This is a genomic window from Hydrogenophaga sp. (genome assembly GCF_051007235.1).
GTDB lineage: Bacteria > Pseudomonadota > Gammaproteobacteria > Burkholderiales > Burkholderiaceae_C > Hydrogenophaga.
In genome coordinates this window covers 1-19372 of record NZ_JBPCSJ010000287.1, presented here as the reverse complement: position 1 = coordinate 19372, position 19372 = coordinate 1, and the positions used below count along the sequence as shown (strand labels likewise).

The 19372-nt window shown below is 69.7% G+C and carries 11 protein-coding genes and 1 pseudogene; 3 read left to right on the top strand and 9 right to left on the bottom strand.

The features are described from left to right. From ACR2JA_RS10255 to ACR2JA_RS10245, 3 genes and pseudogenes are all read right to left on the bottom strand, one after another. Positions 1–148, bottom strand: a pseudogene (locus ACR2JA_RS10255) (benzoyl-CoA 2,3-epoxidase subunit BoxB); the annotation flags it as partial. Positions 149–239: 91 nt separating this feature from the next. After that, positions 240–1907 (bottom strand): 2,3-epoxybenzoyl-CoA dihydrolase, encoded by a 1668-nt coding sequence (boxC, locus tag ACR2JA_RS10250; RefSeq protein WP_434008984.1) that lies wholly within the window; start codon positions 1905–1907, stop codon positions 240–242. 141 nt (positions 1908–2048) lie between these two features. After that, entirely contained in the window at positions 2049–2990 is a 942-nt protein-coding gene (locus tag ACR2JA_RS10245; RefSeq protein WP_434008983.1) for a helix-turn-helix transcriptional regulator, read from the bottom strand. Between the two features lie 175 nt (positions 2991–3165). Here ACR2JA_RS10245 and ACR2JA_RS10240 point away from each other — a divergent pair, with 175 nt between their 5' ends. From ACR2JA_RS10240 to ACR2JA_RS10230, 3 genes are all read left to right on the top strand, one after another. Further along, positions 3166–4767: a 3,4-dehydroadipyl-CoA semialdehyde dehydrogenase gene (locus tag ACR2JA_RS10240; protein WP_434008982.1), complete on the top strand. Its 1602-nt coding sequence runs from the start codon at positions 3166–3168 to the stop codon at positions 4765–4767. Positions 4768–4873: 106 nt separating this feature from the next. After that, a complete protein-coding gene (locus ACR2JA_RS10235) occupies positions 4874–6451 on the top strand; it encodes a benzoate-CoA ligase family protein (protein ID WP_434008981.1) in 1578 nt (525 codons plus the stop codon). 131 nt (positions 6452–6582) lie between these two features. Beyond that, positions 6583–7713, top strand: a complete 1131-nt coding sequence (locus tag ACR2JA_RS10230; protein ID WP_434008980.1) for an ABC transporter substrate-binding protein — start codon at positions 6583–6585, stop codon at positions 7711–7713. A gap of 30 nt (positions 7714–7743) precedes the next feature. On the opposite strand, the gene ACR2JA_RS10225 is transcribed toward ACR2JA_RS10230, so the two are convergent. The 6 genes from ACR2JA_RS10225 to ACR2JA_RS10200 are packed head-to-tail and all read right to left on the bottom strand — an operon-like array spanning position 7744 to position 19140. After that, positions 7744–11841 carry a response regulator gene (locus ACR2JA_RS10225; RefSeq protein WP_434008979.1) on the bottom strand — a complete coding sequence of 1366 codons (4098 nt, stop codon included), beginning with the start codon at positions 11839–11841 and terminating at the stop codon, positions 7744–7746. Beyond that, the gene (locus tag ACR2JA_RS10220; protein WP_434008978.1) at positions 11834–12220 is read right to left on the bottom strand and encodes a response regulator; all 387 of its coding nucleotides are present in this window, start codon (positions 12218–12220) and stop codon (positions 11834–11836) included. The genes ACR2JA_RS10225 and ACR2JA_RS10220 overlap by 8 nt, the downstream gene beginning before the upstream one ends. Further along, positions 12217–14529, bottom strand: a complete 2313-nt coding sequence (locus ACR2JA_RS10215; protein WP_434008977.1) for a response regulator — start codon at positions 14527–14529, stop codon at positions 12217–12219. The genes ACR2JA_RS10220 and ACR2JA_RS10215 overlap by 4 nt, the downstream gene beginning before the upstream one ends. Before the next feature lie 2 nt (positions 14530–14531). After that, positions 14532–16529, bottom strand: coding sequence for a TonB-dependent receptor plug domain-containing protein (locus tag ACR2JA_RS10210; RefSeq protein WP_434008976.1), 1998 nt, complete (start codon positions 16527–16529; stop codon positions 14532–14534). Between the two features lie 17 nt (positions 16530–16546). Beyond that, complete coding sequence (locus ACR2JA_RS10205) at positions 16547–17149, bottom strand: YfiR family protein (RefSeq protein ID WP_434008975.1); 603 nt, start codon at positions 17147–17149, stop codon at positions 16547–16549. Beyond that, positions 17149–19140, bottom strand: a complete 1992-nt coding sequence (locus ACR2JA_RS10200; RefSeq protein WP_434008974.1) for a TonB-dependent receptor plug domain-containing protein — start codon at positions 19138–19140, stop codon at positions 17149–17151. The genes ACR2JA_RS10205 and ACR2JA_RS10200 overlap by 1 nt, the downstream gene beginning before the upstream one ends. Between the last annotated feature and the right edge of the window lie 232 nt (positions 19141–19372).

The window sequence follows — 19372 nt, the reverse complement described above, 5'->3', positions numbered from 1 at the left end:
CGTCGAAGTTTTGCGAGCCGTCCGGGCCCATGTCCTGCCACCACTGCAGGTAGTTGGGCTGCCAGTGTTCCAGCGCGCGCTGCAGCGTGCGGTCTTCGCTGAGGTTGACGTTGTTGGGGATCTTCTCGCTGTAATTGATACCGGACATGGTGAGGCTCCTGCTGTTGTCTCGATCGGTGGACTGTTGTTCGGTTGCGGCTGGCTCCACCGGGAAACCCACCGCACAACGAGGTGTGTGTTTAGACGCGGTTCCAGTCGAACTGGGCCTTGTCGCCCTTGCCGTAGACCTTGAGCGCACCCTTTTCGCCGACGGCGTTGGGGCGCTGGAAGATCCAGTTCTGCCAGGCGGTCAGGCGGCCGAAGATGCGGGTGAACATGTTTTCCTTCTGGGCGAAACGCAGGTTGGCTTCCAGACCGGTCAGGGCGTCGGGCGACATGGCGGCGCGCTCTTCCAGCACCAGGCGGATCTCGTCGGCCCAGTCGATGTCGTCGGGCGCGGCGGTGACCAGGCCCAGCTTCACGGCGGCGTCGCCGTCCAGCGCCTGGCCGATGGCGCCGCGCGCGGCTTCCATGGCGGGCACTTCTTCGTAGAAGCGGCGCTGCAGTCGGCTCTGGCCGTTGACCATGGGGAAGAAGCCGAAGTTCATTTCGCTCAGCGTCAGCGTGGGCTGCTTTTCCGGCTCGTCGGGCAGCACCAGCTGGTAGCTGCGGTCGGCGCAGAAGGCCAGCTCGGCCAGGGTGCCGGCGAAGCACGAGCCCGGCTCGATCAGCGCGAACAGCGAGCGCGAGGACACGTCCAGGCGGGCCAGCGTGCGGCGCAGGTGGCCGATGGTTTCGTTGACAAACCAGTGGTCCTTGTTCGCCAGCATCAGCGCGTCGTTGGCCAGCACCGCGGCGCTGTCGCCTTCGGTCTTGAGCAGCCAGGAGCCGATCTCCAGCTCGTTGGTGCGCATGTGCAGGATGGCGTCGTCCAGCTCGCGCACCATCTGCAGCGGGTACCAGTTGGCTCCCAGGGCCTCGATGCCGGCCACGTCGGTCGGCTGGGCGCCTTGCGGGGCCTTGACGGTGAAGGTGGCGACGCGCTTGGCGCGGTCGATGTCCACCGTCACGTGGGTGTAGCTCAGGCGGTCGGCTTCGATGCTGCGGTTGATCGGGGTCAGGGCCACGCCTTTGGCGCCGGCCGGGCGGGTGCTGCCGGCGGCCAGCTTCTCGGCGCGCTCGCGCACCGCCTGCTGGAACACGGCCGGCTTGGCGATCGCGTCGACCAGGCGCCAGTCCACGGCCTTCTGGCCGCGCACGCCTTCGACGCTGGTGCAGAAGATGTCGGCCAGGTCGTGGCGCACGTGGCGCTTGTCGGTCACGCGGGTCAGGCCGCCGGTGCCGGGCAGCACGCCCAGCAGCGGCACCTCGGGCAGGCTGACCGAGCTGCTGCGGTCGTCCACCAGCACGATTTCATCGCAGGCCAGGGCCAGTTCGTAGCCACCACCGGCGCAGGCGCCGTTGAGGCCGGCGACGAACTTCAGGCCGCTGTATTGGGAGGAGTCTTCGATGCCGTTGCGGGTCTCGTTGGTGAACTTGCAGAAGTTGACCTTCCAGCCATGGGTCGACAGACCCAGCATGAAGATGTTGGCGCCCGAGCAGAACACGCGGTCCTTCAGGCTGGTGACCACCACGGTGCGCACCTCGGGGTGCTCGAAGCGGATGCGCTGCAGCGCGTCGTGCAGCTCGATGTCCACGCCCAGGTCGTAGCTGTTGAGCTTGAGCTTGTAGCCGGGGCGGATGCCCGCGTCTTCGTTGATGGCCAGGGACAGCGTCGCGATGGCGCCGTCAAAGCCGAGCTTGACGTGCTGGTAACGCGAGGGGTCGGTCTGGTAGTCGACGCGGGGGGCGGTGGCGGTGGCGGTCATGGGGTGTCTCCTGGGTCGGGGCGGTGGTGGGCGGGGTGGGATGCACTGGATTCAGCTTGATGTGAATAATAGTGCATGCACTCAAACGCAGTCAAATGCAATTTACTGCATGCACCTCAGTGTTTACCCGTACCCGGCGGCTCAGGCGGACAGCTTCAGCAGCTGCCGCACCTCGCGCCGCAGCTGGACAAAGCTGGCTTCCAGCGGCTGGGCGCTGGTGTTGAAGGCCAGATCGGCCTTGGAGTAAAACGCCGCCCGCCCTTCCAGGATGCGTTTGAGGTCTTCCATGGCCTCGCGGCTGGCGGCCATGGGGCGCATGTCGCCCTGCGCCGCCACCCGGCCCATGTGGTCGCTGGGGTCGGCCTGCAGCCAGACGGTGGTGCAGTGCTGCAGCAGCAGGTTGAAGTTGGCCGAATCGGCCACCAGGCCGCCGGGCGTGGCGATCACCACCTCGGGGTAGATCTGGATCGCTTCTTCGAGCGCGCGCCGCTCGTAGCGGCGGTAGGCGTTGGCGCCGTACAGGTTGTGGATCTCGCTGATGCTGCAGCCGGCGAACTGCTCGATCTGGCGGCTCAGTTCGATGAACGGGAAGCCCAGGTCGTCGGCCAGGCGCTGACCCAGCGTCGACTTGCCGGCACCGCGCAGACCGATCAGCGCCACCCGCGCCAGCCGGCCCTGCGCATCCACCCCGCCGCTGGCGCCCAGCAGCTCGGCCAGCTGCAGGCGGGCGCGGCGCAAATCGCTCTCGTCACGCCCCTGCAGCAGCTCACGGATCAGCAGCCATTCGGGTGAGGAGGTGCTCACATCGCCCAGCAGTTCGGCCAGCGAACACTGCAGCGCCTGCGCCACCTGCAGCAGCACCAGGATGGAGGCGTTGCCGGTGCCGTATTCGAGGTTGGCCAGGTGGCGTTCGGACACATCGGCCGCGATGGCCACGGCCTTGCGCGTCATGCCTTTGCGCGAGCGCAGGTTGCGCACCCGCTCGCCCAGCGCGACCAGAAACGGGTGGCGCTCTTCGGCGTCGTCGGCGGGCGCTGCGGTGGGCGCTGATAGGGGGGCAATGAGGGTGTCGGTGGCGACCATGAAACGCGCCTTTCGTCTGATCCGGTGGCGGCCCGGGGAAAACCCTAGGCTTTGGCGCCCCCCAAAACATGCACTTTACTGCATACTGACCGGGACGCAAGATAGTGCATTTATACCGTCATTCCTCCGCCGCGACCACGGCGTTTACGCAAACCGCTGCATCTTTTCTCCGCCCATGACCGCTCAAGACACGCCCCTGCTCCCCAACTTCCTGGCCGGCCGCTGGCAGACCGGTACCGGCCGCGGCACGGCCCTGCTGGACCCGGTGACGGGCGAGGCCCTGGTCCGCGCGGACAACACCGGCCTGAACCTGGCCGAGGGGTTTGCCTTCGCCCGCGAGCAGGGCGGCGCCGCGTTGCGCGCGCTGAGCTATGGCCAGCGCGCCGCGCTGCTGGCCGAGGTGGTCAAGGTGCTGCAGGCGAACCGCGACGCTTACTACGACATCGCCACCCGCAACTGCGGCACCGTGAAGAACGATTCGGCGGTCGACATCGACGGCGGCATCTTCACCCTGGGCTACTACGCCAAACAGGGCGAGGCCCTGGGCAACGCGACCTGCCTGCTGGACGGCGAGCGCATCCGCATGGGCAAGGACCCGGTGTTCCAGACCCAGCACGTGCTGAACCCCACGCGCGGCGTGGCGCTGTTCATCAACGCCTTCAATTTCCCGAGCTGGGGCCTGTGGGAAAAGGCTGCTCCTGCCCTGCTCTCGGGCGTGCCGGTGATCGTCAAACCCGCCACCGCCACCGCTTGGCTGACCCAGCGCATGGTGGAAGACGTGGTCCAGGCCGGCGTGCTGCCCGTGGGCGCCCTGTCGGTCATCTGCGGTTCGTCGGCCGGGCTGATGGACCAGCTGCAGCCCTTTGACGTGGTCAGCTTCACCGGCTCGGCCGAAACGGCCCGCATCATCCGCAGCCACCCGGCGGTGGCGCAACGCTCGGTGCGTTGCAACATCGAGGCGGACAGCCTCAACAGCGCCTTGCTCGACCCGGCCGCCACCGAGGGCGGCGAAGCCTTCAACCTGCTGGTCAAGGAAGTGGTGCGCGAGATGACGGTCAAGAGCGGCCAGAAGTGCACCGCCATTCGCCGCGTGTTCGTGCCGCGCGCGCTGTACGCCGCCACCGCCGCCGCCATCGGCGCCCGGCTGGCCAAGACCACGGTGGGCAACCCGCGCAACGAAGCCACGCGCATGGGTGCGCTGGTCAGCCGCGAACAGTTCGACAACGTGGTGGCCGGCATCGCGCAATTGAAGACCGAAGCCGAGGTGCTGTACGACGGTAACGTCGACGGCAGCGCCACCGCCCTGGTGGACGCCGACCCGGCCGTGGCCGCCTGCGTGGCGCCGGTGCTGCTGGGCACGCCAGACCCGGTGGGCGCCAAAGTGCTGCACGAAGTGGAGGTGTTCGGCCCGGTCGCCACCCTTATGCCCTACGACAGCGAGGCCCAGGCCTACGAGCTGATCCGCCGCGGCGAGGGTTCGCTGGTGGCTTCGGTCTACAGCGAAGACCCGGCATTCATCGCCCGCGCCGCCGCCGAGCTGGCCGACAGCCACGGCCGGGTGCACGCCATCAGCCCCGACGTGGCCGCCAGCCAGACCGGCCACGGCAACGTGATGCCCATGAGCCTGCACGGCGGCCCCGGCCGCGCCGGTGGCGGCGAAGAGCTGGGCGGCCTGCGCGCGCTGGGCTTCTACCACCGCCGCAGCGCGGTGCAGGCCAGCAGCGCGGCACTCGACCTATTGAGCGCCCCCCTCGCCGCCTTCGGCGTCACCCCCTAAGGGGGCGATGCGAGTGGCCCGGCGAAGCCGGTTCCACCGCATCCTGGCCTCAGGCACGGCTCGCCGGCAAGCAGGTCGTCAGCGATAAACAGACAGGAGACACACCATGAGCCACCCGGAAACCGCCGCCCCGCCCGAGCGCTTCAACTTCGCCCGTCACCTGATCGCGCTCAACGCCGGGCGGCCCGACAAGACCGCGCTGATCGACGACGTGGGCACGCTCACCTACGGCCAGCTGGCCGACCAGGTGCTGCGCTGTTCGGCTGCGCTCACCGCGCTGGGCCTGCGGCGCGAAGACCGGGTGCTGCTGCTGATGCACGACTGCAGCGACTGGGTGGTGAGCTTTCTGGGTGCGCTGCACGCGGGCGTGGTGCCGGTGTGCGTCAACACGCTGCTGACCGCCAAGGACTACGCCTACATGCTGGCCGACAGCCGCGCGCAGGCGGCGCTGGTCTCGGGTCTGCTGCTGCCAACGCTGCAGACCGCCATGGACGGTACGCCGCACGAGGTCAAACACCTGATCGTCTCGCGCGGGCAGGACCTGCCGGCTGGCACGCACGACTGGGCGCAGCTGGTCGCGTCCGCCACCCCCGGTGAAGGCGCCAACACCCACGGAGACGAACCCGCGTTCTGGCTGTATTCCAGCGGCTCCACCGGCGCGCCCAAAGGCACGGTGCACACCCAGGCCAACCTGTACTGGACGGCCGAGCTGTATGGCAAGGGCGTGCTGGGCCTGCGCGAGAGCGACACGGTGTTCTCGGCCGCCAAGCTGTTTTTTGCCTACGGCCTGGGCAACGGCCTATCGTTCCCCCTGAGCGTGGGCGCCAGCGTGGTGCTGATGGCCGAGCGGCCGACGCCGCAAGCCACTTTCAAGCGCATGACCGAACACCGGCCCACCGTCTTCTACGGCGCGCCCACCGGCTACGGCGGCATGCTGGCGTCACCCGACCTGCCGGCCCGCAGCGCGGTGGCGTTGCGCCTGTGTTCGTCGGCCGGCGAGGCGCTGCCGCGCGACATCGGCGAACGCTGGACCGCGCACTTCGGCTGCGAAATCATCGACGGCATCGGCAGCACCGAAATGCTCCACGTGTTCCTGTCCAACCGGCCGGGCGATGTGCGCTACGGCACCACCGGCAAGCCGGTGCCGGGCTACGAGGTGCAGCTGCGCGACGAAGACGGCAGCGTGATCACCGGCCACAACCTGATCGGCGACCTCTACATCCAGGGCCCCAGCGCGGCGCTGATGTACTGGAACAACCGCGCCAAATCGCGCGACACCTTCCAGGGCAACTGGGCCAAAAGCGGCGACAAGTACACCCGCGACCCCGACGGCTACTACACCTACGCCGGCCGCAACGACGACATGCTCAAGGTCAGCGGCATCTACGTCAGCCCGTTCGAAGTGGAGGCCACACTGGTGCAGCACACCGCGGTGCTCGAAGCCGCGGTGATCGGCAAGACCGACGACGACGGCCTGACCAAGACCAAGGCCTATGTGGTGCTCAAAGCCGGTGCGCAGGCGACCGAGGCCGAGCTGCAGGCCTTCGTGAAAGAGAAGCTGGCGCCGTACAAGTACCCGCGCTTCATCGAGTTCGTGGCCGAGCTGCCCAAGACAGCGACCGGCAAGATCCAGCGCTTCAAGCTGCGCGAACTGGAAAACCAGCGGCAGTTCGGCCACCGTTGAGCCGCGGCGGCAGGCCGCCTGTCTGGCGCGCCGGCGCGGCTCCGGGAAAACCCCGGCGCCGCGGGCTTGATCTGGTTTCCGTTCATAACCAAACTCCAGCCCCATCGTTTGGATACACACAGGGAGCTGAGATGGTTCGCAAATGGCTGGGCTGGGGTGCGTGGGTGCTGGCGGCCGCCGTGCACGCCGGTGACGAAGGCGTCACCCCCACCGAGATCCGGCTCGGCGCCTCGCAGGTGCTCTCCGGTCCGCTGGGACCGCAAACGCTGCAATATGGAGAAGGCGCGCGGCTCATGTTCGAGTCGGTCAACGCCGCCGGCGGCATCCACGGCCGCAAGATCACCTTCACCAGCCTGGACGACGGCTTCGACCCCAAACGCGCGGTCGAGAACACGCGCAAGCTGATCGAGGAACAGAAGGTGTTCATGCTGTTCAACAGCACCGGCACCGCTCAGACCGCCGCCGTGCTCCCCATCCTCAAGGAGTCGAAGACCATCCTGTTCGGACCGGTCACGGGCGCGTCGTCCATGCGCGAAGGGGTCAACCCTTATCTCTTCCACGTCCGCGCCGGTTACGCCAACGAGACCGAACGCATCTTCTCCCAGCTCAAGCAGATCGGCGTGACCCGGGTGGCGTACTTCTACCAGGACGACGGCCTGGGCAAGACCCTGCTGGGCGAGGTCAAGAAAGCCTCCGCAGCGGCCAGCCTGCCGCTGGTGGCCGAGATCAAGGTGGACCCGGCGGCCCCGGACTTCGCGGCTGCGGCCGCCGCCACCGCACAGGCCAACCCGCAGGCGGTGGTCGTCGGCACCGCCGGCCTGACCTTTCCCAACTACGTCAAGGCCGTGCTCAACACGCCCGCCCGGCCGGCGTTCTATGGCTATTCGGTGGCCAGCCTGGACGTGATCCACCGCGAACTCAAGGACAAGGCCCGCGGCATCATCCTCGCGCAGATCATGCCCTCGCTGCGCAACACCACCATCCCGGTGGTGGCCGAATACCTCAAGGTGCTCAAAGCCAAAAGCCCGGACGCCCCGCCGTCGGCGTCGCAGTTCGAGGGCTTCGTGCACGCCCGGCTGCTGGTCGAGGGCCTGCGGCGCACCGGCCGGGACCTGAGCACGGCCTCGTTCACCCAGACCCTCGAAAGCACCGGCGAGATCGCGTTCGGCCGCTTCACGGCCCGGTACTCACCGCGCTCGCACAACGGCTCGGACTACGTGGAGCTGGCGATCATCGACGCCGAAGGACGGCTGCGGTACTGAGCCGCCGCGTCCCGCCTGGCGGCCGGGGCGCTAGCGACTGGCCAGCAGCTCCTGCAACTGCCGCGCCAGCTGCGCCTGGGTGAAGGGTTTGTCGAGCCGGCGCGTGACGCCCAGGCGTTGCAGTTCGGCGGACACCGCCTCGTCCACCCGGCCGCTGGCCACGATCACCGGCACGTCGGGGAGCATGCGGCGCAGCGCGCGCACAAAGGTCAGACCGTCCATGTGCGGCATGTGCAGGTCGGTGATCACGGCGCGCAGCGTGCCGCGGTGGGCCGCCGCCTGCACCAGGCCGTCGGCGCCGTCGGTCGCCAGCACCGGCTTGAACTTCAAGCGCTCCAGCACCGTGCGCCCCACTTCGCGCACCGCGGGCTCGTCGTCCACGAACAGGATGGTTTCGCCATGGCCGAGGTCGGCGATCACCGACTCGACAAACGGCACGCTGTCGTTCGCGTCGCCCGTCGCCACCGGCAGGCAGACGGTGAACATCGACCCCTGGTCGGGCTGTGAATACACCTGCACGAACCCGCCGTGCGCCCGCACGATGCCCAGCACCGTGGACAGACCCAGGCCGGTCCCCTGGTCCGCCCCCTTGGTGGTGAAGAAGGGGTCGAAGATGCGGTCCAGTATCTCGGGCGGGATGCCGCTGCCGGAGTCGCTCACGCGCAGCGCCACGTAGCGGCCCGGCCGCGCGTCGGGAATGGAGCGCGCGTAGGCCTCGTCCAGCACCACCACCTTGGCCTTGAGCGCGAGCGTGCCGCCACCGGGCATGGCGTCGCGGGCGTTGACGCACAGGTTCAGCAGCACCTGGTGCAGCTGCGTGGGATCGGCCAGCACCGCCGGCATGCCGTCGTCGCCGTCCACCCGCAGCTGGATGTTCTTGGGAAAGCTGCCCTTCATGAGCCGTTCGAGCTCGCGCAGCATGGGCAGCGTGCGCACCGGCACGCGTTCGCCCTCCGCGCCTTTGGCAAACGTGAGCAGCTGGCGCACCATGTCGGCACCGCGCTGCGCGCTGCCCTCGATCATGTCGAACAGCTTCGACTCTTCGGGGTACTGTTCCTTGAGGATGCTCATGCCCATGAGCACCGGCGCCAGTGCGTTGTTCAGGTCGTGCGCGACACCACCGGCCAGGGTGCCCAGGCTCTCCAGCCGCTGCGACCGCAGCTGCTGGCGTTCGGCCTGCTTCATGTGGGTGATGTCTTCGTGGGAGACGACCAGTCGGGGGGCTTCGTCCGTGCCAAAGCGCTCGATCCGGCAAATAAACCAGCGCTGCTCACCGTCCAGCTGCTGGCTGTACTCGTGCTGATGGCTGCGCTCGGCACCGCTCAGAACCGCCCGCAGATAGGGGGCCAGATGGCTCGCGGCGTCGCGACCGGTGGCGCGGTCCATGTTTTCCGAATAGACCACGTAGTTGCCCACCGATTCGGGCGTCCGGCCGCCGAAGAAACCGCGCCAGGCCCGGTTGGCGGCCACGATGTCGCCCTGCCCGTCCAGGATGACCACGCGCGCGCTCAGCGCGTCCAGCGTGGCCTGGGCCAGGCGCTCGCTCTCGATGACACTGCGCGTCTGATCGGCCACGCGCTGCTCCAGCTCCAGGTTGAAGCACGACAGCTCGTCTTCGATCCGTTTGCGCTCGGTGATGTCCAGCCAGTAACCGATGATTTCCAGCGGCTGGCCCGCCTCGTCGCGCACCAGGCGGCGCTGGTCGTGCACCCAGCGGTACAGGCCGTCGCTCATGCGCAGTCGGTACTCCTGCAGGTGCTCGCCCTGCTCCAGCACGGCCGGCCGCTCCCGGACCACCTGGGCCAGGTCGTCGGGGTGCACCTGGCCGTCCAGGAAACCGGCCTCGTCCGTGAAGGCCTCGGGCGCAAAGCCCATGAGCTGCTGCACGTTGGGGCTGATGTAGACCGGCGCAAATGGCGGCCGGGGCTCGCAGGTGTAGATGGTCACCGGGCTGGACGAGACCAGGAAGTTCAGGCGCGACTCGCTCTTGCGCAGCGCCGCGTCGGCCCGGTGGCGCGACAGCGCACTGGCGACCACGTCGCTCAGCACCTTGAGCAGGCCCAGTTCCTCGGTGGTCCAGTCGCGCGGCTGGCGCTCCATGCTGTAGGCCATGAAGCCGAACATCTGGCCCTGCCGCTGCAGCGGGAAGATGACCAGTGAACGGATGCGGTTGTGCCGCAGCAGCGCCTGGTCCGCCGCTGCTTCGGGCGGCATCGCCTCCACGTCCGGGATCTGCAGCACCGCTTCGCCCATGAAGCGTTCGCGCATCCAGGGCAAGCGGTCGAGAGACACCTCCCGCACCGGTCGTGGCACCGGTTCGCTGCCGGCCGCCAGCCACACGTGGGCGTTGTGCATGTGGCGGCCGTCGCGCGAAAAGGTGTAGAGGTAGGCGCGGTCGGCGGCCACCTGCAGGCCGCTGCGGGCGAGCGCGGCCTCGATGGCCTCGCCCGTGCGGCCCTGGGGCGCGGCCATGAGCGCCGCGGCCGACAGGCTGATGACGCGCTGCATGTCGCGCTGCGCGCGCAGGGCCGCTTCGGCGGCCTTGATGTGGCTGATGTCGGTCTGGATCGACACGTACTGGTAGACCCGACCGTCACGGTCCACAAAGGGCGTGATGGTGGATTCGACCCAGTAGAGGCTGCCGTCACGGCGCCGGCTGCAGAGCTCGCCGTGCCACACCTGGCCGCTGGAGATGGTGGACCAGATCTCCGCGTAGAACGCCGCTGGATGCTCGCCGGATTTGAGCAGGCGGTGGTTCTGGCCCATCAGCTCGGGCAAGGTGTAGCCGCTGTTCTCGCAGAAGCGCTCGTTGGCGTAGGTGATGTTGCCCGCGTGGTCGGCGAAGCTCACGCTGGCGTGCTGGCCCAGCGCCAGGTGCTCGCGTTCGCGTTCGTACAGCGTGGTCTGCAGGTGCCGGCGCAGCGCGCTGCTCTGCCGGGCCCGGCGCGCGCGCGCCGTGACGGCGGCCACCAGGTGGTCGGGCTGCACCGGTTTGACCAGGAAGTCGTCGCCGCCCAGGTTCAGCGCCAGCAGCTGCTGCGTGAGGTCGGTTTCGGCCGACAGGAACAGCACCGGCAGGTCGAGCCAGGCGTCGCGCTCGCGCAGCGCAGCCGCCAGCTCGGGGCCGCTGGCTTCGGGCATGTACACGTCCAGCAGCAGCACATCGGGCTGCAGGCGTTCGAGGGCTTCGAGCGTCTGCAGCGGTTGCGCCAGCGCGTGCACCTCCATGCCGGCGCCGCGCAGCACCGCCGCCTGTGCCTCCAGCAGCAGCGGCTCGTCGTCCACCAGCAGCACGCGGTAGGGCTGCGCGGGCCGCCGGCCGGTGAGCGTGTCCAGCACGGACGCGATGCGCTCGAGCTCCAGCGGGCGGGCCAGCGTGCGCTGCACACCGGCGCGCAGGGCGCGCAGGCGCAGGTCCAGGTCGTCGTGCGGCAGGGCCGCCACCACCACCGGGCGGGCCGGTCCAGCCGACAGCGCGCGCAGCTGCGCCAGCACCGGCTCCACCACCGCGGGGTTGTGCAGATCCAGCAGCAGCACCGTGGGCACCGGCGGGGGCGCATCGGTCCAGGCCCGGCACAGGGCCACCAGATCGGTGTGCGCCTGCACCCGGTAGCCGGCGGCGGACAGTGCATCCCAGTCCACCGTCTCCACCCCCGGCAGGGCGCAGCTGAGCAGGTGCACCATGACCACGGCGTCCGCGGCCGGGTCGGCGCTGGGCGCTGGGGGCTGCCCCACCGTGGCCTGCCGCGGTGCCGCGACGGCGCGCTCCAGCGCGGCCAGTGCCTGCACCATGGCCTGCGCCCGCTCGGGTTCCAGGGTCGCGTCGCCGCGCACCAGCGCAGCCAGCAAGGTCTCCAGCGCGCGCGCGGCGTCCGACACCTCGGGCAGGCCGAAGGTGCCGGCGCCGCCGGTCAGGCCGTGCACCTCGCGGTGCAGCGATTCGAGATTCACCTCGGCGTCGCCGGCCAGCAGCGCCAGCAGCTGCTGGCGCACCGCGCCCAGCCGAGGGGCCAGCTGGTCGGTGAAGCGCCGCCGCAGATCGGCCAGCAGGACCGCCACTTCGGCCGGCACCGGGGGTGCGGGGGGCAGGGCCGCGGCACGATCCGTCACGGCAAAACGCTCAGACATGGCGGCGCTCCCAGACGGCGCGCACCTGGGCGGGCAGCGCCATCGGGTCGAACGGTTTGGCGATCACGTCCAGCGCACCCAGCGACCGGTAGTGCGCCACCTCGTCGGGCTGCACCTTGGCGGTCATGAAAGCCACCGGCACGGCCGCCACGCCGGGCAGCGCGCGCAGCGCCCGCAGCGTGCCGGGGCCGTCCATGCCGGGCATCATCACGTCCAGCAGGATCAGGTCGGGGGCAAAGGCCTGCACCTCGCGCAGGGCCTGCTCGCCGCTGCCGCACACCAGCACCTGGAAGCCGCCCACCAGCTCCAGGGCCATGCGGGCCACGGCCTGGATGTCGGGTTCGTCTTCCACACACAGGATGCGTTGCAGGGTGTTCATGCGTCTTGCTGGGTATCGCTGAAGGCCGGACCGCCGATGGCGTCGAGCAGCTCCCGGGGCGAGACATCGCCCTTGTGGATGACCGCGTCGACCCGGCGGGCGAGTTCGTCGGAAATGTCGGCGCCGGTCAGCAGCACCACACGGGTGTCGGGCTGGCGGGCGTGGATGTCGGGCAGCAGGTCCCAGCCCGATTCGTTGGGCAGGGCAAGGTCAAGAATGACGACGTCAAACCGTTCCAGCGCCACGCGGGCCCGCGCCTCGCGCAGCGTGGTGGCGAGTTCGAAATCGTACTGCGCGCCGGCCATGGAGCGCACCACCTCGTGCAGCTGCAGGTCGTCTTCCACGTGCAGCACCCGCGCATGCGGTGCGCGGTGCGCCGAGGCCACGCGTTCGAGCACGGCCAGCAGTCGGGCCTGGTCCACCGGCTTGGCCAGCCAGTGCAGGTCGGGCCAGGCGTTGCCGATGGTCTGGCGCCCCTCTTCCACGCGCGCCGAAATGACCAGGATGGGCAGCTGCGCGGTGTCCTCCTGGGTACGCAGTTCGCGCACCAGCTCGGCGCCGCCGATGTCGGGCAGCAGCAGGTCCAGGGTGATGGCGGCGTAGCGGTGCTCGCGCGACAGGGCCAGCGCCTGCGCGCCGGTGGCGGCGGTGTCGACGCGGTAGCCGGCGCGCTCGATCATGCGGCGCAGCAGCTGCGCCACGTCGGCGTCGGGTTCGACCATCAGCACGCGCGGGCCACGCGCCGCAGGCAGGGGACCGAGCGGGGCGGGGGCGGTGTGCAGCGCCGCGGGCTGCGACAGCGGCGCCGTCCACACCGGCAGTTCAAAAAAGAAGCGCGCGCCCTCCCCCGGGCGCGAATGGAAGCCCATGCGGCCACCCATGCGTTCGGTCAGCTCGCGCGAGATCGCCAGGCCCAGGCCGGTGCCGCCCTTTTGCCGCGTGTCCGAGGCATCGGCCTGCGAGAACTTCTGGAAAATGCGCGACTGGAACTCGGTGGCGATGCCGGGGCCTTGGTCGGTCACGGTCACGCGCACCGTGCCGCCGCGCTGCACCACGTCCACCGCCACCGCGGCGCCGCTGGGCGAGAACTTGGCGGCGTTGGACAGCAGGTTGGCCAGCACCTGCTGCAGGCGCTGCGCGTCCACCTCGACCTGCACACCGTCCACGCGCTGGCCCAGCACGTAGCGCACGCCGAACGGCTCGGCGTAGGCCTGGTTGTCGGTCAGGGCCTGCTCCAGCAGGGGCATGAGCGGCTGCACCCGGCGGTCAAAACGCAGTTTGCCGGCCAGCAGCTTTTCCATGTCCAGCAGGTCGTTGATCAGGAACGACAGCCGCTTGCTGTTCTTGAGCGCGATGCCCACCATGTCGCTGGCCGCGGCCGGCAGGGCACCGGCCACGCCCCCGGCCACCAGGCCCAGCGCGCCGCTGATGGCGGTGAGCGGCGTGCGCAGTTCGTGGCTGACGGTGGAGATGAATTCGGACTTGACGCGGCTGGCGCGCTCGGCCTCGTCGCGTGCGAGCTGCATGTCGGCGGTGCGCTGCTGCAGCGTCCGGCGCTCGGACTGCAAGGCCTGGTCGCGCACCTGGATTTCGGCCAGCATGTGGTTGAAGTCGTCCACCAGGGCGCCCACTTCGTCGTCGTGTGCCTTGACCGCACGCAGCGAGTAGTCCTGCTCGCTCGAGACCCGGGTGCTGACCTGGGCCAGTTGCAGGATGGGGTCGGTCACGATGCGGCGCATCCGCAGGCCAAAGACCACCGCCAGCGCCGCCAGCAGCAGCGCCAGCAGCGCCATCAGGGCCTGGCTCTCCAGCAGGTTCAGCCACAGGTGCAGCAGGTGCGCGCGCAGCTCGACACGGCCGATTTCCCGGCCGTCTTCGACGATCGCATAACCGACCTGCAGGTCGGCCGGGAACAGGCTGTAGACCAGCCGCTCGGACAGGCTGCCCCGGTGTGCAACGCGGTCTGAAAACCCGGCCTGGACGAACAGCGCGCCCTGCGCGTCGAGCAGTCGCGCCTGGTCGATCTCTTCGTTGGCGCTCAGCGCGGTCAGGGTCTGGCGGGCGCTTTCGCGGTCGCCAAAGGCCAGCGCCGCGCGGCTGTTTTCCCCCACCACCTGGGCCAGCACGCGCAGCTGTTCTTCGGTCCACTGGTAGCGGTCCATGGCGTTGCTGACGCCGAACACGACCGCGATCAGCAGCACCGCGGCCAGCGTGTTGAAGGCCAGCATCAGGCCGAGCTTGCGCACGATGGAGAGGTCGCGCCAGTTCAACGCGTTCCCTTTGCGTGTGCCCGGTCGGTCGGCGTGCACGGTCAGAACCTCCAGCGCGTTTGCAGCAGCCAGCTGCGCGGCAGCTGGCTGGCCTGCAGGTCGTCGGCCCGGAACTCGGTGTGCGCGCGCTGCAGCAGGTTGCGCCCGGTGAGCGAGAGTTCCAGCCCGGGCTGCACGCGCCAGCCCAGGCGCAGGTCCAGCCGGGTGTGGGCCGGGACCTGCAGGTCGGACAAGGCGCCGTTGCGGTACAGGTGCGCGTCCAGTTCCACGTGGTGGCCCAGGTCGTGCAGCGAATGCAGCTGCCACAGGTGGGTGGGCGAGGCACCGGTGCCACCGAAGGCGCTGTCGCCGGTGCCGCCCGGGGTGGGCGTGAGCTTCATGCGCAGGGTGCTGAGGCTGCCGCTCAGGCGCCAGCGGGGGTGGACCTCCCAGGTGCTGGCCAGTTCGGCGCCGTAGGCCTGGCCGCGCAGCAGGTTGTTGAAGCGGTAGGTCGCTTGCCCATACGGCACGCCCGGGACCACGCTGGCCGCGCCCAGCGACACCAGGTGGTCGTAACGGTGGTGGAACACCGTCAGGTCCACGCTCAGGTGGCTGCCGAACAGTCCGCGGTAGCCCAGTTCGCGCGACACCAGTTCCTGCGACACCATGTCGGGGTTGCCACGCAGGCCGACCACGGTGGGCGCAATGGCAAAGGGGGGAAACGGCACGCTCATGCCAGGCAGCACCGCGTAGTTGATCCGGCTGTTCAGCGTCGCACGCGACGGCGTTTCCACCGCGCGGGAGATCGCGGCCCAGAAGGTGTCGGTCGACGAGGCCTGCCAGTGCAGGCGCACGCTGGGCTGGGTCTCCAGCCCGGTGATCTCGTTGTGCTCGAACTTGCTGCCCGCGGTCAGGCGCAGGTCCGGGCGCAGCTGCATTTCGTCCTGTACGAAGGCGTTGTAGACGGTGCGGCGGGCGCTGGCGGGATCCATCGAGACGGTCAGGCTGCCACGGGTCTTGTCGCGGATGTGGCGCCAGCCCGCGCCCCAGGTCAGCTCGTGCGTGGGGTTCAGCCGCAGGCGCTGCTGGAACTCCAGATCCAGCGTGTCGACCTGCACGTCCATCGCCTGGGAGCGGCCTTCGACCCGGTCCACAAAAGCCTGCAGGTGCAGGTGGTGGTCGGCATGGACCTCGCGTTCCCAGCGCAGCAGCAGGTGGGCGCCGCGTTCGGCCTGGGTGTCGGGCGAGAAGTGCACGCCGGGTTGGCTCAGCTGGGTGTCCAGCTCGATCACATCCGCGCGCGTGTCTTGCACGTCGCCCTGCACGGTCAGCCGGTCGGCGGCGCCGGGCTGCAGGTCCAGGCGAAAACCGGCGCGCTGTTGCAACAGCGCGTCGTGCGCCGGTGCACCGTCGGCCGTGGTGAGCGCGTCGTGGTGGCCGAGCTTGGCCCAGGCGCGGAAGTGCCCGCTCTCGCCCAGCGTGCCACCGTGGCGCAAGGCCAGGCCAGACGCTTCGCTGCCCCCCTCCACCTGCACCAGGGTGCCCTGGGTGTCCTTGGCCGCGCGGGTGATGATGTTGATGACGCCATTGACCGCGTTGGCGCCCCACATGGTGCCGCCGGGCCCGCGGATCACCTCGATGCGTTCGACGTCGTCGAGGATCAGGTCCTGCGCCTCCCAGAAGGTGCCGTTGAACAGCGGCGAGAACAGGGTGCGCCCGTCCTGCAGCACCAGCAGCTTGCCGGCGTAGCGGCTGGCGAAGCCGCGGATGGTGATGGCGTAACGGCTGGCGTCGATGCGCGAGACCTGCACACCCGGCGCCAGGCGCAGGGCCTCGGGGAGGCTGGTCACGCCGGCACGGCGCATGTCTTCACGGGTGATCACGTGCAGGGCGGTGGCCGTGTCCGACAGGGCCTGCGGCTTCCGGGCCGCGGAACTGACCTCGATGGCCATCAGCTCTTCGAGCGACAGGCGCGTGGGATCGGACACGGTCTGTGTCCAGGCGGGGCCACTGACGGCCAGCGCAAGGGCCAGTGCCAGCGCCGCGGGACGCGAGGCCATCGAGGCACGGATCTGCTTCATTGGACCACCCTGCCGGCCAGCTTGAGCATCTGGCTGTTGAGCACCAGTCCGGACTGCTGGGCGCTGTTCAGGTTGACATCGAACCGCACCCGGCTGGCCTCCACGCGCAGGCCGATCATGCCGCCCGCGTCGACGAAGCCGGGCAGATCGCCCAGGGTGAGCACCGGGGCACGGACCAGCCGCGCCGACACCAGGGACAGGCGGTCGGCGTCCTCTTCGTCCAGGAACAGCACGTCGCACTGGCGCCAGTCGGTTGCCGGCGTGGCCAGGCGCACTTCAAGGAGGCGGTTGCCGACGCTGCGCCCCTGCAGCAAAGACAGCTGGCCGTCCAGCGGCCGCGCCGAAGCGGCGCACAGGCGGATGGGCGTGCCCTCGCGCAGGCCGGGCCACTGGGTGAATTTGATGAAGTTGTAGACAAAGCCAGCCTTGACCGCGGCCTCGCTGGCCGTCTGGGCCCGCACCCCGGGCGCGGCCAGCGCCCACACCAGCGCGCAGACGCAGGCCATCAGCCCCGAGCGGGTCCAGCGGTCGCGCCGAAGGCGGTGCAGGCGGTGCAGGCGGTGCAAGAGGTTGACCATTGCCAAGGCGGGCTGCGTCATCAGTACCGCGCCTCCAGCTTCAGGCGCACGCTGCGCCCATCCTGTGCCACGGTGGTGGTCCAGTTGTCGGTGCCGATGGGGTGGCTGTAGCGCTTGTCCAGCAGGTTGTAGACGCCCAGCGACAGCGCCACCCCGGGCAGCAGCTGCTGCGTGCTCAGGTGCAGGTTGGTGGTGGCGTGCCCGGCCGCGTGCCCACCGTCCACGGTGCGGCGGCGGCTTTCGGCCAGCCATTCCACGCCGATGCGCGCACCACCCGGCAGCGGCGCGGCGACATGCAGCTTGCCCAGCCACTTGGGCGCGTTGTCCAGGCGTTGGCCGCCCTGGTGCTGCGCGTCCTGCACGGACACGCTGGCGCGCAGTCGCACACCGGACGACCAGCGCCGGTCGGCCGAGAACTCGGCACCGCGCGAGCGCACCGGCGCGCCGGAAACAAAGCGCCAGTCGGTGCTGTTCCAGACCACCATGTCGCGCAGAGACCACTGGTACACCGAGGCGCGCAACGCCAGCTCGGGCGCCGGCCGGTGGTCCAGCACCAGTTCCGTGGTCTCGATGCGTTCGTCGGCCATGGCGGGCAGCGGCGTCGGGTACTGGCCGGCGCTCCAGTCCCAGTCCTGCTCGTAGACGTTGGGCGAGCGGTGCGCGCGACCGAACAGCAGCTTGGCGGTCGACGCCGGCGTGGCCTGCCAGATCAGCGCCGCACGCGGGCTCAGGCGGGTGCCGTTGACGTTGTTGCGGTCGGCGCGCAGGCCCAGCGTGGCGACCAGCGTGTCCGCCAGGCGCCACTGGTCCTGCGCGTACAGGCCGGCGCGCCAGCCGCTGGTCAGCAGGTACAGGTTGTCCGCCGGGTCGGACAAGACCGAGGTCTGGTCCTGGCGCGGACTGTCCTGCAGCTCCAGGCCCAGCATGAAGGTGTGGTCAGCGATGGCCGTGTTGAGCCAGCGCAGCTCGAGACCGCGCGCGGCGCTCGCGGCTGCGCCGCGGTACGCCTCGCCCCCCCACACGGTGACACTGTCGAACCGGTACTGCCCCCAGAACACCCGCGCCTGCAGGTGCTGGGTGGCGCCGGCAAAGTGGTCCTCGTACTGCAGCTGGGTTGAGAGGTAGCGGTCCCGGATGTACTGCCCCGGCACCAGCGGATCGGACTGGCCCACGGCCGTGGGGTCGTCCTTGCGGCGGTCGCTGTAGGCCAGGTCGAACGACCACGGCCCGCGCGAGAGGCGCAGGAACAGGCGGTCGGCGCGCTCGCCGTCCTGCCCCGCCGCGACACCGGCGCCGCCGGCGCCGTAGTCGTAGAACCGGTCTTCGCCGCGCGCCCGCAGGCCGGAGGCAGACAGCAACAGGTCCACGTCGTTGTCCAGCACGCGGCCATGGCTGAGCCGCACCTGGCGCTGGCCCTGGGGCGACTGCCAGGCCGCCGCCACCTCGGTGCCGTCCAGGCCGGCGCCGTCACGGGTGACCACGTTGATCACACCGAACAGCGCGTTCTGCCCGTAGACCGCGCCGCCCGGACCGGGAATGACCTCGATGCGCTCGATCAGGTCCTGATCGAGCGGGAACTCGTGCCCGGCCATCACGCTGTCGTAGGTGGGCTCGTTCAGGCGGTTGCCGTTCAGGGTGATCAGCAGCCGCGTGTTGTAGTCGTCGGGCATGCCCAGCCCACGCGTGCCGATGTAGGTGTACTGGCGGTCGTAGGTGGTGTAGAAGCCCGGCAGGCTGGCCAGGGCCTCGCCCAGGGTGCGCCAGCCGAAGGTGCGGATGTCCTCGCGGGTGATGACGCTCACCGAGGCCGCCACCTCGTGTTGCGGCTGCGCGTACTTGGACGCGGCCACCACCGGGATGTCCATCAGCTGCTCCAGGCTCATGGCGGTCAGGTCCTGCACCGCCCAGGCCGGCGCCCCCAAGGCCAGCCCCAGCAAGCCACAACACAGCCAGCGCGGGCCGCCAGGGTGGCGAACAGCGCTCAACAGGGGCCGGGCGGGCAAGGGCATCATGGTCAACAAAACCGCCGGCGGGGGCGGCTCAGGGGGGCAACAGAACAGCGGGGAGTATTGAAGTTATCGGCTGGGACCGTCCAAACCTGAGTCGCGCGCGCCGGCGCCGTGGAATCCTGCACGCCCTCCCGGACTGGCTGTGCACCCCTGCGGTGCGGATGCAACAGGCTGAGAAACCTCCGCCCAATCGGCACTTATAAGAAAGTGTTCACTCACAAACAGAATGAACACC

Bases quoted from the DNA above. Each gene is read 5' to 3' on its own strand.
- ACR2JA_RS10225 (WP_434008979.1), bottom strand. From the start codon at position 11,841: ATGTCTGAGCGTTTTGCCGTGACGGATCGTGCCGCGGCCCTGCCCCCC.
- ACR2JA_RS10235 (WP_434008981.1), top strand. From the start codon at position 4,874: ATGAGCCACCCGGAAACCGCCGCCCCGCCCGAGCGCTTCAACTTCGCC.
- ACR2JA_RS10245 (WP_434008983.1), bottom strand. From the start codon at position 2,990: ATGGTCGCCACCGACACCCTCATTGCCCCCCTATCAGCGCCCACCGCA.
- ACR2JA_RS10220 (WP_434008978.1), bottom strand. From the start codon at position 12,220: ATGAACACCCTGCAACGCATCCTGTGTGTGGAAGACGAACCCGACATC.
- ACR2JA_RS10230 (WP_434008980.1), top strand. From the start codon at position 6,583: ATGGTTCGCAAATGGCTGGGCTGGGGTGCGTGGGTGCTGGCGGCCGCC.
- ACR2JA_RS10205 (WP_434008975.1), bottom strand. From the start codon at position 17,149: ATGACGCAGCCCGCCTTGGCAATGGTCAACCTCTTGCACCGCCTGCAC.
- ACR2JA_RS10210 (WP_434008976.1), bottom strand. From the start codon at position 16,529: ATGGCCTCGCGTCCCGCGGCGCTGGCACTGGCCCTTGCGCTGGCCGTC.
- ACR2JA_RS10200 (WP_434008974.1), bottom strand. From the start codon at position 19,140: ATGATGCCCTTGCCCGCCCGGCCCCTGTTGAGCGCTGTTCGCCACCCT.
- boxC (WP_434008984.1), bottom strand. From the start codon at position 1,907: ATGACCGCCACCGCCACCGCCCCCCGCGTCGACTACCAGACCGACCCC.
- ACR2JA_RS10240 (WP_434008982.1), top strand. From the start codon at position 3,166: ATGACCGCTCAAGACACGCCCCTGCTCCCCAACTTCCTGGCCGGCCGC.